Source organism: Faecalicatena contorta (assembly GCF_021531895.1).
In the GTDB taxonomy this organism is placed as follows: domain Bacteria; phylum Bacillota; class Clostridia; order Lachnospirales; family Lachnospiraceae; genus JAFBIX01.
The window spans coordinates 1-16924 of record NZ_JAFBIX010000016.1 but is presented as its reverse complement, the minus strand read 5'-3'; the positions used below and the strand labels follow the sequence as shown (position 1 = coordinate 16924).

Genomic DNA, 16924 nt, shown 5'->3' with positions numbered 1-16924 from the left:
ATAAAAGAAAGTGGTATAATGTCTCCATACGTTGAGTTCTTGGTAATTATTGAGGGAATGGTTATGTTGGAAAAGAAAGAAAAAGAAAAAATTCAGTTAAAGGGGCAGTTGAAATTATATATTCAATGGCCTGCAATCATGGCGATTCTTTTGGTGATCATGAATATCTGGGTCGCAGTGATCGATCGACGTGTCGGGTTATTGATGTGCGCCTTTGTCCTGATCTATATTATCATGGTAGGAATCCTGTATATTTACAGCAAATCGATTATCATGAAGGATCTGGTTGAATTTGCTGCTCAATATGGAATCGTGCAGAACACACTTTTGAAGGAGCTTGCTGTGCCGTATGCCATTCTTTTGGATGATGGAAAGGCAATCTGGATGAATGATCAGTTTGAGAAAGTGCTGGGAGAGAAGCTGAAAGGTGAAGCGTATATCAGCCGCTATATGCCGGAGCTGAATAAGAGTATTTTCCCGAAAAAGGTCAACGACAAAGTGGAGATGGATGTCTATTACGGAGATCGTGAGTATAAAGCAGAACTTCGTAAGGTGTCTGTGGAGGGATTCAGCGATACCGAACAATTGCTGCAGATGCCAGAGGAGAAAGAATATTTTATTGCAGTATATCTGCAGGATGTTACGGAACTTAATGCATCAATCAAGGCGAATGAAGAGCAGCGTTTGATTGCCGGGCTGATCTACATTGATAATTATGATGAGGTCATTAACAGCGTGGAGGAAGTCAGACAGTCTCTGTTGATTGCATTGGTAGACAGGAAGATTAATCAGTATATTGCGAAGGTTAATGGAATCGTTCGCAAGATGGAGAATGATAAGTATTTTATCGTGATTCAGAAGCAATATTTTAAGCAGCTTGAGGCAGATAAGTTTTCGCTGTTGGAAGATGTCAAATCTGTCAATATCGGAAATGGAATACCGGCTACGCTGAGTATTGGTCTGGGGCTTAGCAAGGATTCCTATTCACAGAGTTACAACTATGCGCGTGTAGCGATTGATCTGGCACTTGCACGTGGCGGTGATCAGGCGGTCATCAAGGATTGCCATGGTATTACTTATTATGGAGGAAAGCGGGAGCAGACATCCAAGAATACACGGGTGAAAGCCAGAGTGAAGGCAGAGGCGCTTCGTGAATTTATGACGGTTAAGGATAAGATCTTTGTAATGGGACATAAGCTGACGGATGTGGATGCATTTGGGGCAGCTATGGGAATCTGTCGTGCGGCAGCAGCCTTGGAGAAGAAGGCGTATATCGTCATTAACGAAGTGTCTGCATCATTACGTCCATTGTATGAAAGCTATGAGAAAGATCCGAATTATCCGGATGATTTATTCTTGAAGTCTTCACAGGCGATTGATATGGCAGATGAGAATTCCATGGTCGTAGTTGTGGATACGAACCGTCCTCAGATGACAGAGTGTGAGGAACTGCTGAAAAAGACAAAGACCATTGTGGTACTTGACCATCACAGACAGAGCAGCGATAATATTGATAATGCATTGTTGTCATATATTGAGCCTTATGCTTCTTCTGCCTGTGAGATGGTATCAGAAGTATTGCAGTATATTGTGGATGATATTAAGATTCCAAAACTTGAGGCTAGCAGCCTTTATGCTGGAATTATGATTGATACCAATAATTTTGTGAATCGTACAGGTGTCCGGACGTTTGAAGCGGCAGCATTCTTGAGAAGATGTGGTGCGGATATCACATTGGTTCGTAAGATGTTCCGGGATGATATGGAATCTTATCGTGCGAAAGCTGAGATTATCAGCAGTGCGAAGGTTTACCGTGAAAAATTCGCAATCGCAAGAGGGGAGAATCTTCATATTGAGAGTCCGACGATCATTGGGGCACAGGCGGCCAATGAACTGTTGGATATTAATGAGATTAAGGCTTCGTTTGTGCTGACAGAATACAATGGAAGAATTTATATCAGTGCACGTTCCATTGATGAGGTCAATGTGCAGATAATCATGGAACGTCTCGGCGGAGGCGGTCATATGAATGCGTCAGGCGCACAGTTCAATCACACAGATATGGATGAAGCGGTTGCTTGTCTGAAACAGGTGATTGATGAGATGATAGAAGGAGGAGATATCTAGAATGAAAGTAATATTGACAGAAGACGTAAAATCTCTTGGAAAAAAAGGTGAGATCGTTGAGGTGAGCGATGGATACGCAAGAAACTTTATCTTGAAGAAAAAGAAAGGTGTAGAGGCGAACAGCAAGAATCTGAATGATCTGAAGTTAAAGAAAGCAAATGAAGATAAGATTGCTCAGGAACAGTATGAAGCTGCTGTAGAATTGGGTAAGAAGATTGAATCTGGTCAGATTGAAGTGTCTATCAAGACTGGCGAAGGCGGCAAGGCATTTGGTTCTATTGCGTCGAAAGAGATTGCAACAGAGGTGAAGGCTCAGATGGGACTGGATGTTGATAAGAAGAAAGTGCAGTTAAAAGATGCAATTAAGACTCTGGGTACCCATACAGTGCCGGTGAAACTGCATCCGAAGGTTACTGTGGATCTGAAGGTAATCGTAACGGAAGAGGCTTAGGAGGAAGCAGGCATGGAAGAGGCTCTCATTAAAAGAGTGATGCCCCACAGTGTTGAAGCGGAACAATCGGTCGTAGGTGCGATGCTGATGGATCGGGATGCCATTACGACTGCGTCAGAGATTATCAGTGGAAATGATTTCTACCAAAGTGCATACGGAGTGATCTTTGATGCGATGGTGGAATTGTTTAATGAAGGAAAGCCCGTAGATCTGATTACGCTCCAGGAAAGGTTGAAGGAAAAGGATGTCCCGGCCGAGATTGCAAGTCTGGAGTTCGTAAGAGATCTGGTGACAGCGGTCCCTACTTCTGCGAATGTAAAATACTATGCACAGATTGTGGCTGATAAGTCTGTGATGAGAAAGCTGATCAAGCTAAATGAAGAGATTGCGAATATCTGTTATGCGGGGAAGGAATCTCTGGAGGAAGTGCTGGAAAAAACGGAGAAATCCGTGTTTGAATTATTACAAAAGCGAAATACCAGTGATTTTGTGCCAATTAAGCAAGTTGTACTGAATGCGCTGGAACGAATTGAGAAAGCTTCGAAGACAAAAGGAACAGTAACTGGAATTCCGACAGGGTTTATCGACCTGGATTATAAGCTGTCAGGATTGCAGCCTTCCGATCTGATTCTGGTTGCGGCTCGTCCATCTATGGGTAAGACTGCATTTGTCTTGAATATTGCACAGTATATTGCATTTAAGAAAGATAAGAGTGTGGCAATCTTCAGTTTGGAGATGTCAAAAGAACAGTTGGTGAACCGACTGTTCTCGCTGGAATCGCAAGTGGATGCGCAGGCAATCCGAAGCGGTAATATGAAAGATTCTGATTGGGAGAAATTAATTGAAGGAGCCGGGATTATCGGACAGTCCCATCTGATCATTGATGATACCCCTGGAATCTCTATATCTGAATTGCGTTCTAAGTGTAGAAAATACAAATTAGAACAAGGGCTGGATGTAGTCATTATCGACTATTTGCAGTTGATGACCGGAAGTGTAGGAAAGAGTTCTGAATCCAGACAACAGGAGATCTCGGAGATCTCACGTTCATTAAAAGGACTGGCGAGAGAGCTGAATGTTCCGGTAATTGCATTGTCGCAGCTTAGCCGTGCAGTAGAGAGCCGTCCGGATAAGCGACCGATGCTTTCGGATTTACGTGAGTCTGGTGCGATCGAACAGGATGCCGACGTGGTAATGTTCATTTATCGTGATGAGTACTATAATAAAGACTCCGAATTTAAGAAACAGGCTGAGATTATTATCGCAAAACAAAGAAACGGCCCGATAGGGACCGTTAATCTGGCTTGGCTCGGCGAATACACGAAGTTCGCGAACTTAAGCAGGAAGGAATAATTTCCTGAGTTTTTTTACGGGACCAGCTTCCGCCGCAGATTTCCGAAAGGATTGTTGCTGGCGGATCAGCTGGTCCAGTTTTTTGAATTCTTCTTCTTCCTGGCGTTCCTTGGCATCCAGAAGAAAAGACATTTCCTTACTGATCATAGACAGAAGAACTTCATTGTTATTCTCAAGCATCCTCTTGATCTGTAATTGCTCTCTTGTGCGGCGGATGTCTGGAATCAGTGCTTTCAGTTCAGAAAATGGAACACCCTGCTCATATAGTTCTTTTATACAGCCGTAGAGTTTGGCATCATCTTTCGTCTCCCTTTTTAATTGTTCTAACGCGTTACTACCCATAAGCTTATACCCCCTTATCATATTCTCCTTCTGGGCGACTATATCATAGCATGGATTATCTGCGAAACAAGTAAAAAGCTGTCATCTATGAAAAAAAGACATTGCATATATCAAAACATGCAATGCCTTTTTGAATTCTTGTTCTCATATGAATCCGGTGATTAGCCTTCAGAAATAGCTCCAACTGGACATTGAGCTGCACATGCGCCACAATCAACACAAGCGTCAGCATCGATTTCATAATGATCTGCTCCCTGAGCGATAGCTCCAACTGGACACTGAGCTTCGCAAGATCCACAGCTTACACATTCATCACTAATTACGTGTGCCATAATATGTACCTCCTTTTTTGATATAAATAGACATAAATCCAAATTTAGTCTACCCATATCATAATACAAAAGGGGAAAATATACAAGAGGGGACGGGGGTTTTTTCGTTTTCCTCCGTCCCAGATTCGATTTTCCCTGTCCCCAATTCAAATTACCCTGTCCCTTGTCAATTTTTTGTAAAAAATTAAGAAAATTTTCAACAATTTTTCACGTTTTTGGTGTATAGTGGTTTTTGTTAGACTGAACAGATGCTTTTTGAGTGAGTTTTGAATAATGATTAACAGGAGGGAATAGGTCATGAAAAAAAGTAGTAGTGTCTTAGCGGTTATGCTATGTGTGGCGATGCTGGCATGTGCATGTGCTGCTCCCGAGAGTAGTGAGAATAAGGAACCAGAATCTTCTGATAATAAGCAGCAGGTGGAAGAGAAGGAATACCAGGGGAAGCTGGATCAGATAGAGCCATCTGCATATGATAATGTGGAGGGACTTCATCTGGAAGCAGGTTCCTATATTTCAATTATCGGGAAAGCTGAGGAAGGGCAGTACTGGAACGAAGTAAAAAGAGGTGTTGACCAGGCAGCGGCTGATATCAATGACTATCTGGGTTATGAAGGCAAGGATAAAGTGAAGGTTACTTACAGCGCTCCGGAGACGGAAGATAATGTGGATGAACAGGTGAATATCCTTGATGAAGAGCTTGCAAGATATCCGATCGCGGTGGGAATCTCCATTACAGATGCAAATGCATGTGAGGTGCAGTTTGATCTGGCTGCTGAGAATGATATTCCGGTTGTGGCATATGATTCTGGAAGTGCTTATCAGGGACTGATGGCAACCGTATCTACGGATAATGCGGCGGCAGCTCGTGAAGCAGCAACGAAACTTGCGAAATTGATTGGTGATTCAGGAGAAATTATCCTGTTTGTAAATGATTCCAAATCCAAGACTTCGTTGGATCGTGAAAATGCATTTAGAGAAGAGATTCAGAATAATCATCCTAATATTACAATTGTAGAATCGTATCATCTGGATCAGTTAGAAGACATGCAGAAAATAGTTGCAGATGAAATCAATGCGGGAACATATCAGATAGACGAAGAGAGTGCGGAAGCGGAGTCAGATGTACAGATTGCGCCTGCGGATATCACAGAAGAAGATGTGATAGATTATGTTCTGGCAAAGCATCCAGACATCAAGGGCTGTTTTGCATCGAATGCGCCGACAGTGAAAAAGGCAATTGCCGGACTTGAACGAGCAGAAGCAGATGATGTCATGGTCGTTGGGTTTGATGCAGACGAAGAAGAGAAGAAAGCCTTGTCTGATGGAAGGATTGAAGGATTGATTGTCCAGAATCCATTTGGAATGGGATATGCTACTGTAGTAGCTGCGGCAAGAGCAGCACTGGATATGGGAAATGAAGCCTTTGTTAATACTGGATATACATGGGTAACCGCAGATAACTTAGAAGATGAAAATATCCAGAAGATGTTATATTAAGATATATAAGAAATAAAATGACAGGCAGTGGAAAACCATTGCCTGTCTTCTTTTTGCAGATCTTTCGATTCTGTGAATTATTATTTAATCGTTTCCTTTGTGGCTATCGTCATTGGATGCCGGTTCCGGCAGATACAAGTGGACGCTCTCGATTCGATTTTTATCCAGTGTCTCTACAACCATACGAATTCCTTCTTCTGTTGTAATGCTGTCTCCCTTCTCGGGAAGGCGGTCCAGATATTCAATGATGAATCCTCCAAGAGAATCATATTCTTCAGAACTTAAGTTAAGATCCAGACGATCATTCAGGTCATCCAGATTGATAGAACCTTCTACGATATATTCGCGGTCGCTGATTTCCTGAATAAAATCCTCTTCGTTTTCATCGTATTCATCATGAATCTCACCGACAATCTCTTCTAATATGTCTTCCAGGGTAATAAGTCCGGCTGTTTCGCCATATTCATCCAATACAATTGCAATGTTGAATGAAGCCTGGCGCATCTCTACAAGAAGTTCTGAGATGCTTTTATATTCGTAAGTAAAATATGCTTCTCTAAGTATATCACGGATGTTGAATTCCTTTGTGTTGTCATATAACAACAAGTCCTTCATATTAATAGTACCAACAACATTATCTGTGGTGTCTTCAAAAATAGGAAGACGTGTAAATTTATCTTCACGGAAGATTTCAATCAGTTCCGTATAAGTACTGTTGATATCAGCAAATGTCACATGGACACGGGGAACCATAACGTCTTTTGCCCTGGCATCACCCAGGTCGAATACGTTATTGATCATCTCCCTTTCATCGGATTCAATTACTCCGTCTTCATGGCTTACATCTACGATGGTCCGCAGTTCATTTTCTGTCATGGCAGTGTTCTTTGCCTTCGGATCTACACGGAGCAGTAATAAAACGCCGGTAGACAATCCGTTGATCACGAAAATCAAAGGCGTCATGATCTTCATAAAGAAATGGATGACCGGTGCATAGAGCAATGACATTTTCTCAGAATGAATGGTTGCCATGGTCTTCGGGGTTATCTCGCCGAATAAAAGAATCAATACGGTTAATATTCCGCTGGCAATTGCTACCATGGAACCGCCAAAGCTGTAAGCAAGACTGGTGGTCAAGGATGCAGCCGACAGATTGACGATGTTGTTGCCGATTAATATGGCACTGAGCATCTTGCCGGAATCATCGGTAACTTTTAAGACCGATTTTGCACGTTTATTTCCTTCATCAGCCAGACTGCGGATCCGGATCTTATTCACCGTTGTCAAGGCTGTTTCTGCCGATGAAAAGAAAGCAGATAATATCAATAAAATAATTAGAATAATGAGTTGTGTGACGTCACTCGAGTCCAATTGAAAAGTTCACTCCTTTTTGATTAAAATTAATATGGCAATAATATAACGCATTTATAAGGATTTTGCAAGTGTACGTTGAATTTATGGGTTATTTAGTGTATGATGTACGGAGAAATCAAGTAGTGTGTATGGAGAAGAATATGAATCAGATTTTATATAATGAATTGTTGAAAATAATGAGTGAAGAACAGGTTAAAACAGAAGAACCTATGAAGAATCATACGACATTCCGTGTAGGAGGACCGGCTGAATTTTTTGTGATGCCAAGGACAGCCGAAGAAGTGAAAAAAGTAATCGATTTGTGTCGGAGAGAATCATTTCCTTATTATATTATTGGGAATGGCAGTAATCTCCTGGTATCTGACCAGGGATATCGAGGTGTTGTTCTTCAGATTTATAAGGAGATGAGCTACATTGAGATTGAGGAAAATGTTGTTGTGGCTCAGGCGGGAGCTTTGTTGTCTGCAATTGCGAATAAGGCCTTGGAAAATGGACTTACAGGATTCGAATTTGCAGCAGGAATTCCCGGAACTTTGGGAGGCGCCTGTGTAATGAATGCGGGAGCATATGGTGGCGAGATGAAGGATGTCCTGGAGGAAGTCACTGTTTTGACGGAAGAAGGAGAAGTGCTTATTATTCCAAAGGAGAATCTGGAATTGGGGTATCGTACCAGTATTATTGCCAGAAAGGGCTATATTGTGCTGGAGGCAAGAATACAGCTTCGGGAAGGCGAAAAAGAAGCAATTAAGTCCTTGATGGAAGAGCTGAAGGACAAGAGAGTCAGCAAGCAGCCGTTAGAATATCCAAGTGCCGGAAGTACATTTAAGCGTCCGGAAGGATATTTTGCAGGAAAGCTGATACAGGATGCAGGCCTTAGAGGTTTCTCTGTGGGCGGTGCACAAGTGTCGGAGAAGCATTGTGGATTTGTGATTAACAGAGAGAATGCAACAGCAGCTGATGTAGCAGAATTAATGCGACAGGTATCTGCCAGAGTGGAAGAAGAATTTGGAGTAAAATTAGAGCCGGAAGTGAAGAGACTAGGAGAATTCTAAGATGAGATGTGTAATTGTAACAGGAATGTCAGGAGCGGGAAAAAGTACAGCTCTTAAAATGTTGGAAGATGTAGGATATTTTTGCGTAGATAATCTGCCGGTACCTTTGATCCCGAAGATGGCAGATCTGTTACGGGTGCCTGGAACAGAGATCAATAAGGCGGCTCTGGGTGTGGATATCCGAAGTGGACAGAGCTTTGAAGAACTGGAAAAAGTACTGGAAGAATTGGATAGTACTGGAATGCAGTATGAGATTCTGTTCTTGGAATCCAGTGACGATGTCCTGATCAAACGATACAAAGAGACCAGGCGGTTCCATCCGTTGGCGGGAAATGAAGGGCGCGTTGATCAGGGGATCCGTATGGAGAGACAGCGCATTCAATTCTTACGTAAGAGAGCGGATTATCTGATAGATACAAGCCATATGCTGACGAGAGAGTTAAAGGCAGAATTAAATAAGATATTTGTGCAAAATAAAGAATATAAGAATCTTTATATCTCGGTGCTTTCTTTTGGCTTCAAATATGGAATTCCGGCAGATGCAGATCTGGTGTTTGATGTGCGTTTCTTGCCGAACCCATATTATATAGAAGAATTACGTCCTAAGAGCGGAAATGACAAAGAAGTAAGAGATTATGTAATGCAGAATGAGAAGGCAAATGTATTTCTGGAGAAGTTGTCAGATATGGTGGAATTCCTGATCCCGAATTATATTTTGGAAGGGAAAACGCAGTTGGTAATCGGAATTGGATGTACCGGAGGAAAGCATCGCTCGGTTACACTTGCCAATGAACTGTTTCGGGTGTTGAGTAAGAATGAGAATTATGGAGTTCGTATTGAACATCGGGACATAGGAAAGGATGCAATTACCAAGGCAAGATAGGAGTAAGAGATGTCATTTTCAGGAAAGATAAGAGAAGAGCTGATGCAGCATTATGCGAAGGCCAGACACTGTAATCTCGCGGAATTATCGGCAATTGTGCATATGACAGGAGCATTTTCACAAGACAAGAAAGGCGTATGTGTCATGAAACTTCATACGGAAAATCTTGGAGTTGCAAGAAAATGCTTTACATTATTGGAAAAAACATTTAATATAAGAACTGATATCGCAATTCGTAGGAATATGAGCAAAGGAAGCTGCAATTATTATATTTACGCCAAAGGTGAAGAATTGTTGGCTGTGAAGAATACGATCGTGCAGGCGGTATGCTGCAAGAGGGCATATATCCGTGGTGCGTTTATCGCTTCAGGTTCGATGAGCGATCCGAGTAAATCCTATCATTTCGAAATTGTCTGCAATACACAGGATCAGGCAGAACATCTGAAGAATATGATAAATAATTTCGATATGGAGGCGAAGATCGTCAGCAGAAAGAAGACCTACGTTGTGTATTTAAAAGAAGGCTCGCAGATTGTTGATATTCTGAATGTTATGGAAGCGCATGTTGCGTTGATGGAACTTGAGAATGTCAGGATCATGAAGGAGATGCGTAACTCTGTAAATCGTAAAGTGAACTGCGAGACAGCTAATATTAACAAAACCGTATCTGCCGCTGTCAGGCAGATAGAGGATATCAAATATATACAAGATACCGTTGGTTTTGAAAAGTTGCCCGAAGGGTTGAAAGACGTTGCCCTTACACGTCTTGCATATCGGGATGCAACTTTGAAGGAACTGGGGGAACTCCTGGAAACACCGTTAGGGAAATCCGGGGTAAATCACCGGCTCAGGAAATTAAGTGAAATAGCAGAAAAGTTAAGGGAACAATAGGGAGGAGCTTTTTTATGATCAAGAAACCTGTTACTATTCAAAACAATATGGATATGGAAGATCGTCCGATTGCACACTTGGTTCAGGAAGCAAGTCAATATGCAAGTCAGGTATACATTGAAATTGATAATAAAAAGATCAATGCCAAGAGTATCATGGGAATGATGAGCTTAAGACTGCAGAAGGGTGAGAATATTACGGTGGTAGCAGAGGGAAAAGACGAAGCAGAAGCCGCGGCAGGTGTAGAAAACTTTTTGGTTGCGAACAACTAAATAATACATAATCAGCAAAAGGCAGAGGGCATGGAATCAACATGTCCTTTTGTTTATCTTATGATAAAAGGAGGAGATATGTATGAAACGGTTATTATTTATTTATAATCCTCATGCAGGAAAGGAACTTTTAAAACCACAGTTGTCGGATATCATTGACATATTTGTAAAAGCGGGTTATGAAGTAACTGCATATCCAACCCAGTCATACCGGGATGCTTATAAAAAAGTACTGAAGTACAATGCGAAAGATTATGATCTGGTTGTGTGTAGCGGCGGTGACGGAACGATTGACGAAGTTGTGACCGGAATGATGAAAAGGAAAGAGAGAACTCCAATTGGATATATTCCGACAGGGACAACCAATGACTTCGCAAATAGTCTGCATATCCCGAAGGGACTTTTGAAGGCGGCAGACAATGCGGTAAACGGTGTTGTATTTCCTTGTGATGTGGGTCGGTTTAATGATGATACGTTTGTATATGTTGCGGCATTTGGAATTTTTACCAGTGTTTCCTACGAGACCAAGCAGGAGATGAAAAATATCCTGGGGCATCTGGCTTATGTTCTGGAAGGAACGAAACAGTTGTTCAATGTGCCTTCCTATCGGATCAAAGTGATACATGATGATGAGGTTATTGAAGATGAGTTTATCCTGGGTATGGTGACAAATTCCCGTTCGGTAGGAGGGTTCCGTAATATGATTGGCAGACAGGTAGCGTTTGATGACGGCCTGTTTGAAGTGACCCTGATCAAACGCCCGAAGAATCCGATTGAATTGCAGGAGATTATAGCTGCGCTTCTGATTGAACAGATAGATACCAAACATATGTATACATTTAAAACGGGTCATATTACGTTTGAGTCTATTGAGGAAATCCCATGGACACTAGACGGAGAATTCGGCGGTGAGCATGATGAAGTTGTGATAGACAATCTGAATAAACAGCTTATGATAATGGTGCCGGAGACCCATGTCGAAGAATTGATGGAAGATCCGGAAGAAAAATAACATATTTTGAAAAAAGTGCTTGCCTATTTGGCAATTGTTTGCTATAATAGGCAAGTACGAAACAGAAAGATGTTCGAAATATGGCTCCGTGGTCAAGCGGTCAAGACGCTAGCCTCTCACGCTGGAATCAGGGGTTCGATTCCCCTCGGAGTCACTTAACCAATTCGCTGAATGCCTTGAAATACAGGCACTCAGCGGATTTTTTTGTATCATCATATAGAAAACATAACCAGAATGGTAATTGGAAGGAGAGATGACGATGAAATATTATGAGATTCCTCACACGAATATGCGACAATCAGCAGTCATACAAGGCTGCATGCGCTTTAAAGGAATGAGCAGTATGGAAGTTGAGCGAATAGTGAATCTTTGTCTGGAGAACGGAATCAACAGTTTTGATCATGCCGATGTGTATGGCACTGCTGGAATGCGCGGTGAATGTGAGCAATTGTTTGGACAAGTGCTTAAGGAGAATCCGGGACTACGTGATAAAGTATATATTCAGAGTAAATGTGGCATCTGTAAGAGCGAACAGGATTATTACGACTTTTCAAAGGAACACATTCTGGAGGCTGTGGATGGAATATTGGCAAGATTACAGACGGGATATCTGGATGTTCTGCTTCTCCATCGCCCGGATACTTTGATGGAACCAGAAGAAGTTGCGGATGCTTTTGAAACTCTACATAAGGCAGGCAAGGTTCGATACTTTGGAGTCTCGAATATGAATCCGGGACAGGTGGAACTCCTTGAACGTGCGGTGGATGCTCCACTGGTGTTTAATCAGCTCCAGCTGAGTATTGCTCACTGCCCGATGATAGATACCGGACTAAGTGTGAATAACCGGATTCCACAGGCTGTCGATTATGAAGGCGGCATCCTGGAATATTCCCGGCTGAAAGCAATGACGATTCAGGCGTGGTCGCCGTTCCAGAAAGGTCTGTTTGAAGGACCATTCCTCACAGACCGGGAGACTTATGGAGAATTAAATGCTTATATAGATCAGCTTGCTGAAAAATATAATGTGAAGAATACAGCGATTGCTGTGGCGTGGATTCTGAGACATCCGGCACATATGCAGGTGATTCTGGGAACAACGAACGAGAAAAGGATAGCAGATGCATGTCAGGGAGCAGATATTATACTTACAAGAGAAGAATGGTATACGCTGTATGCAAAAGCAGGAAAGAGAATTCTGTAATTGCCATAATCTGAGAGTGCATTACCTTTCTCCTTGTTTTTTTTCCTTTTATGAGATATAATGAAACAAGCGAATATAATTGCCATGCAGATGTAATGTTACATGGCCAAGGAATTGGAGGAATAATATATGTTAGTATCAGCAAAAGAGATGCTTGACAAAGCAGTAGCAGGCCACTATGCAGTGGGACAATTCAACATTAACAATCTTGAGTGGACAAAAGCAATCCTTCTTACAGCAGAAGAATGCAAGTCACCAGTTATCTTAGGTGTATCTGAAGGTGCAGGAAAATATATGACAGGCTTCAAGACTGTATCAGCTATGGTATCTGCAATGATCGAAGAACTTGGAATCACAGTTCCAGTTGCATTACACCTTGACCATGGTACTTATGACGGATGTTATAAATGTATCGAAGCAGGATTCTCTTCTATCATGTTTGATGGTTCTAAATACCCAATCGAAGAGAACGTTGCAAAGACAAAAGAGTTAATCGCAGTATGTAAAGAAAAGGGTCTGTCTCTGGAAGCTGAAGTAGGTGCGATTGGTGGAGAAGAAGATGGAGTGATCGGTCAGGGCGAATGTGCTGATCCTAATGAATGTAAGATGATCGCTGATCTTGGTGTAGACATGCTCGCAGCAGGAATCGGTAACATCCATGGAAAATATCCAGAGAACTGGGCTGGATTAAGCTTTGAAACTCTGGATGCAATCCAGAAGCTTACAGGAGATATGCCATTAGTACTTCACGGTGGTACAGGAATTCCAGAAGATATGATTAAGAAAGCTATCGACCTTGGAGTTGCTAAGATCAATGTTAATACAGAATGCCAGTTATCTTTCGCAGATGCTACACGTAAATATATCGAAGCAGGAAAAGATCTGGAAGGAAAGGGATATGACCCTCGTAAGTTATTAAAACCAGGTGTAGACGCAATCATGCAGACCGTAAAAGAGAAGATGGAATTATTTGGCTCCGTTGGTAAGGCTGAATAATTTGATAAAATTTTCACTTGCCTTTTTCGACCGATTGAGTTATACTAACAGGCATAGAAAGAACAAAGGCGTTCCAGAGTTATCTGGAGTGCCTTTTTTTCTGACTTTTATGCAAGAGAGTTTCTCTGGTACATAAAACCCCGCAGCATTAGCTTAAAATTAAAGATTAAGAAAGGAAACGCAAAGATATGAGTGAAGCAATTAATGTAGCTGATATTTTTGGCGAAGACGTATTCAATGACACTGTCATGCAGGAACGTTTGCCAAAAAAAGTTTACAAAGATCTGAAGAAAACAATTGAGGAAGGTAAAGAGTTAGACCTTGCAACAGCAGATGTCATTGCGCATGAGATGAAGGAATGGGCAATTGAAAAGGGTGCTACTCATTATACCCACTGGTTCCAGCCTCTTACAGGAGTAACTGCTGAGAAGCATGATTCATTTATCTCTGCACCTCTTCCGAGTGGAAAGGTATTGATGAGTTTCTCTGGAAAAGAATTGATCAAAGGAGAACCAGATGCATCTTCATTCCCATCAGGAGGTCTTCGTGCAACATTCGAAGCAAGAGGATATACAGCATGGGATTGTACATCACCAGCATTTGTAAGACATGACGCAGCCGGAGCTACGCTTTGCATTCCTACTGCATTCTGTTCATATAAAGGAGAAGCGCTGGATCAGAAGACACCACTGCTTCGTTCTATGCAGGCAATCAGTGAACAGTCTATCAGACTGCTTCGTCTCTTTGGAAATACAACCTCCAAGAAGGTGACACCTTCCGTTGGACCTGAGCAGGAATATTTCCTTGTAGATGCTGAGAAATTCCTTCAAAGAAAGGATTTGATCTACACAGGACGTACATTATTCGGTGCAATGCCACCAAAAGGTCAGGAATTGGATGATCACTATTTTGGAACCATTCGTCAGAGAATTGCAGGTTTCATGAAAGATGTCAATGAAGAACTGTGGAAAGTCGGTGTATCTGCTAAAACACAGCATAATGAAGTTGCTCCTGCACAGCATGAGTTAGCTCCAATCTATGCAGAAGCTAATGTAGCGGTTGACCATAACCATTTGGTAATGCAGACTCTTAAGAGAGTTGCATGCCAGCACGGTATGAAGTGTCTGCTTCATGAGAAACCATTCGCAGGTGTCAATGGTTCTGGTAAGCATAATAACTGGTCTCTTACAACGGATGACGGTAAGAACCTGTTGGATCCAGGAAAAACTCCTCACGAAAATATCCAGTTCTTACTTGTACTTACCTGTATCCTGAAAGCAGTTGATGAACATGCAGATCTGCTCCGTGAGTCAGCAGCCGATCCGGGAAATGATCACAGACTTGGAGCAAATGAGGCACCTCCGGCAATTATTTCAATCTTCCTTGGAGAGCAGTTAGAGGATGTATTGGAACAGCTGATCAGTACAGGCGCAGCTACACACAGTCTGAAAGGCGGCAAACTGGAGACAGGAGTAAGCACACTGCCAGATCTTGCCAAAGACGCTACAGACCGTAACAGAACGTCACCATTTGCGTTTACTGGAAATAAATTCGAATTCCGTATGGTAGGTTCCCGTGATTCTATCGCAGGACCAAACGTTGTACTGAATACAATTGTTGCAGAAGCATTTGCAGAGGCATGTGATGTGCTGGAGAATGCAGATGACTTCCAGACAGCAGTTCATGATCTGATCAAACAATATGCAACTGAGCATCAGCGTATTGTCTTCAATGGCAATGGTTACTCTGATGAGTGGGTTGCAGAAGCCGAGAGACGCGGACTTCCGAATATTAAGTCTATGGTAGAAGCTATTCCTGCTCTGACAGCAGAAAAATCTGTATCCATGTTCGAGAAGTTCAAGGTATTTACGAAAGCTGAATTGGAATCTCGTGCAGAAATCAAGTTTGAGAACTACTCAAAGGCAATCAATATTGAAGCGCGTACGATGATCGATATGGCAAGTAAGCAGATTGTTCCTGCAGTTATTAAGTATACAAAATCTCTGGCAGATACAGTTGTTGTAGTGAAGGAAGCTGGCGCAGATGCATCTGTTCAGGCTGAATTGCTGGGAGAAATCTCTGCATTACTTACAGAGACAAAGAAAGCATTAGAAGAGCTTATTGTAATCACTGATAAAGCAGCTGCAATGGAAGAAGGCGAAGAGCAGGCAAGATACTATCATTTCGATGTTGTTCCTGCTATGGAAGCGCTTCGTGCACCAGTTGATAAACTGGAGATGATCGTAGATAAAGAAGCATGGCCAATGCCATCTTACGGCGATCTTATGTTTGAAGTATAGGATTTTAATAAAGTCATAAGAAAAATTTTAGAACCTTGGACTTGGAATAGAAACAGGTATGTGATATTCTAAGTGCAAGGTTTTATTATTGAAAATATACCGTAAGGCACAGATATATGTAAGAATAGATGCAGGAGGCTTTCATGACAAAAAGTGAATTTTTGGAAAAATTAAGACATGCGTTGGCAAATGATCTGAGCGGTCCGATTGTGCAGGATAATGTCAGATATTACGATAGTTATATCAGTGATGAAGTAAGAAAAGGACGAAGGGAAGAAGACGTGATCGCGGAGTTGGGAGACCCGTGGGCGATTGCCAAGACAATTATTGAATCTGTTGAGATACAGGGTAATACACAGGATGAATATGGATATGAACCATATAATCAAAGATATGAACAGGAACAACAGAAGGCTGGCGGCCATGTACATGTATTTGGCTTTGATACCTGGTGGAAAAAATTGCTTCTGATATTGGGAATTGTAGGAATCATTATGGTAGTCGTTGCCGTGATCGGCGGTCTTATAAGCCTTCTTGCTCCGATTTTGATTCCGTTGTTGATCATTATGTTCGTGATAAGAGTGCTGGGGAATAGGCGACAATAGATATATAGGATAAATAAAAGACCGATGGGGGAGCCATCGGTCTTTTGAGGGGAGTATAAATAATTAATAAGGGGTTGTAGAAAGTATTCTTTCTACATTGTTAAGTATAATATAGGGTGGTTCAAAAAGCAAGTTAAAAATTAAAAAAAACTTAATATATTTGCAAGAGCATTTTTGTGAAAAAGATACATAAAATCTGAGAGCGTGGACATAATAACCTCGTAACCAAAAAGATT

The 16924-nt window shown here is 41.8% G+C and carries 16 protein-coding genes and 1 tRNA gene; 14 read left to right on the top strand and 3 right to left on the bottom strand.

Annotated features, from left to right (window positions below):
* Positions 1 to 63 precede the first annotated feature (63 nt).
* The 3 genes from JQM81_RS07705 to dnaB are packed head-to-tail and all read left to right on the top strand — an operon-like array spanning position 64 to position 3931.
* Positions 64 to 2127 carry a DHH family phosphoesterase gene (locus JQM81_RS07705; RefSeq protein WP_235232939.1) on the top strand — a complete coding sequence of 688 codons (2064 nt, stop codon included), beginning with the start codon at positions 64 to 66 and terminating at the stop codon, positions 2125 to 2127.
* A gap of 1 nt (position 2128) precedes the next feature.
* On the top strand, positions 2129 to 2578 hold the full coding sequence (gene rplI / locus JQM81_RS07700; RefSeq protein WP_235232938.1) for a 50S ribosomal protein L9: 450 nt from the start codon (positions 2129 to 2131) through the stop codon (positions 2576 to 2578).
* A gap of 12 nt (positions 2579 to 2590) precedes the next feature.
* A complete protein-coding gene (gene dnaB / locus JQM81_RS07695) occupies positions 2591 to 3931 on the top strand; it encodes a replicative DNA helicase (protein WP_235232937.1) in 1341 nt (446 codons plus the stop codon).
* On the opposite strand, the gene JQM81_RS07690 is transcribed toward dnaB, so the two are convergent.
* Positions 3914 to 4273 carry a hypothetical protein gene (locus tag JQM81_RS07690; protein ID WP_235232936.1) on the bottom strand — a complete coding sequence of 120 codons (360 nt, stop codon included), beginning with the start codon at positions 4271 to 4273 and terminating at the stop codon, positions 3914 to 3916. The two genes, dnaB and JQM81_RS07690, sit on opposite strands and share 18 nt — an antisense overlap.
* 161 nt (positions 4274 to 4434) lie before the next feature.
* Complete coding sequence (locus JQM81_RS07685) at positions 4435 to 4605, bottom strand: DUF362 domain-containing protein (protein WP_235232935.1); 171 nt, start codon at positions 4603 to 4605, stop codon at positions 4435 to 4437.
* Between the two features lie 297 nt (positions 4606 to 4902).
* On the opposite strand from JQM81_RS07685, the gene JQM81_RS07680 reads away from it, so the two are divergent.
* Positions 4903 to 6102: a substrate-binding domain-containing protein gene (locus JQM81_RS07680; protein WP_235232934.1), complete on the top strand. Its 1200-nt coding sequence runs from the start codon at positions 4903 to 4905 to the stop codon at positions 6100 to 6102.
* 84 nt (positions 6103 to 6186) lie between these two features.
* On the opposite strand, the gene JQM81_RS07675 is transcribed toward JQM81_RS07680, so the two are convergent.
* Complete coding sequence (locus tag JQM81_RS07675; protein WP_235232933.1) at positions 6187 to 7473, bottom strand: HlyC/CorC family transporter; 1287 nt, start codon at positions 7471 to 7473, stop codon at positions 6187 to 6189.
* A gap of 143 nt (positions 7474 to 7616) precedes the next feature.
* Between JQM81_RS07675 and murB the strand changes: the two genes are divergently transcribed.
* The 10 genes from murB (at position 7617) to JQM81_RS07625 (ending at position 16688) form a co-directional block, all read left to right on the top strand.
* Positions 7617 to 8528, top strand: coding sequence for a UDP-N-acetylmuramate dehydrogenase (murB, locus tag JQM81_RS07670; RefSeq protein WP_235232932.1), 912 nt, complete (start codon positions 7617 to 7619; stop codon positions 8526 to 8528).
* A gap of 1 nt (position 8529) precedes the next feature.
* A complete protein-coding gene (rapZ, locus tag JQM81_RS07665) occupies positions 8530 to 9411 on the top strand; it encodes an RNase adapter RapZ (protein ID WP_235232931.1) in 882 nt (293 codons plus the stop codon).
* Between the two features lie 9 nt (positions 9412 to 9420).
* A complete protein-coding gene (gene whiA, locus JQM81_RS07660; protein WP_235232930.1) occupies positions 9421 to 10302 on the top strand; it encodes a DNA-binding protein WhiA in 882 nt (293 codons plus the stop codon).
* 14 nt (positions 10303 to 10316) lie between these two features.
* Positions 10317 to 10574 (top strand): HPr family phosphocarrier protein, encoded by a 258-nt coding sequence (locus tag JQM81_RS07655; RefSeq protein WP_235232929.1) that lies wholly within the window; start codon positions 10317 to 10319, stop codon positions 10572 to 10574.
* An 82-nt stretch (positions 10575 to 10656) separates the two neighbouring features.
* Positions 10657 to 11586 carry a diacylglycerol/lipid kinase family protein gene (locus JQM81_RS07650; protein WP_235232928.1) on the top strand — a complete coding sequence of 310 codons (930 nt, stop codon included), beginning with the start codon at positions 10657 to 10659 and terminating at the stop codon, positions 11584 to 11586.
* Positions 11587 to 11668: 82 nt separating this feature from the next.
* A tRNA-Glu gene (locus JQM81_RS07645) sits at positions 11669 to 11740 on the top strand.
* Between the two features lie 105 nt (positions 11741 to 11845).
* On the top strand, positions 11846 to 12787 hold the full coding sequence (locus JQM81_RS07640) for an aldo/keto reductase (RefSeq protein WP_235232927.1): 942 nt from the start codon (positions 11846 to 11848) through the stop codon (positions 12785 to 12787).
* 129 nt (positions 12788 to 12916) lie between these two features.
* Positions 12917 to 13783, top strand: a complete 867-nt coding sequence (fba, locus tag JQM81_RS07635) for a class II fructose-1,6-bisphosphate aldolase (protein WP_235232926.1) — start codon at positions 12917 to 12919, stop codon at positions 13781 to 13783.
* A gap of 188 nt (positions 13784 to 13971) precedes the next feature.
* Positions 13972 to 16083, top strand: a complete 2112-nt coding sequence (locus JQM81_RS07630; RefSeq protein WP_235232925.1) for a glutamine synthetase III — start codon at positions 13972 to 13974, stop codon at positions 16081 to 16083.
* Positions 16084 to 16226: 143 nt separating this feature from the next.
* Positions 16227 to 16688 carry a DUF1700 domain-containing protein gene (locus JQM81_RS07625; protein ID WP_235232924.1) on the top strand — a complete coding sequence of 154 codons (462 nt, stop codon included), beginning with the start codon at positions 16227 to 16229 and terminating at the stop codon, positions 16686 to 16688.
* The last annotated feature ends 236 nt before the right edge of the window (positions 16689 to 16924 follow it).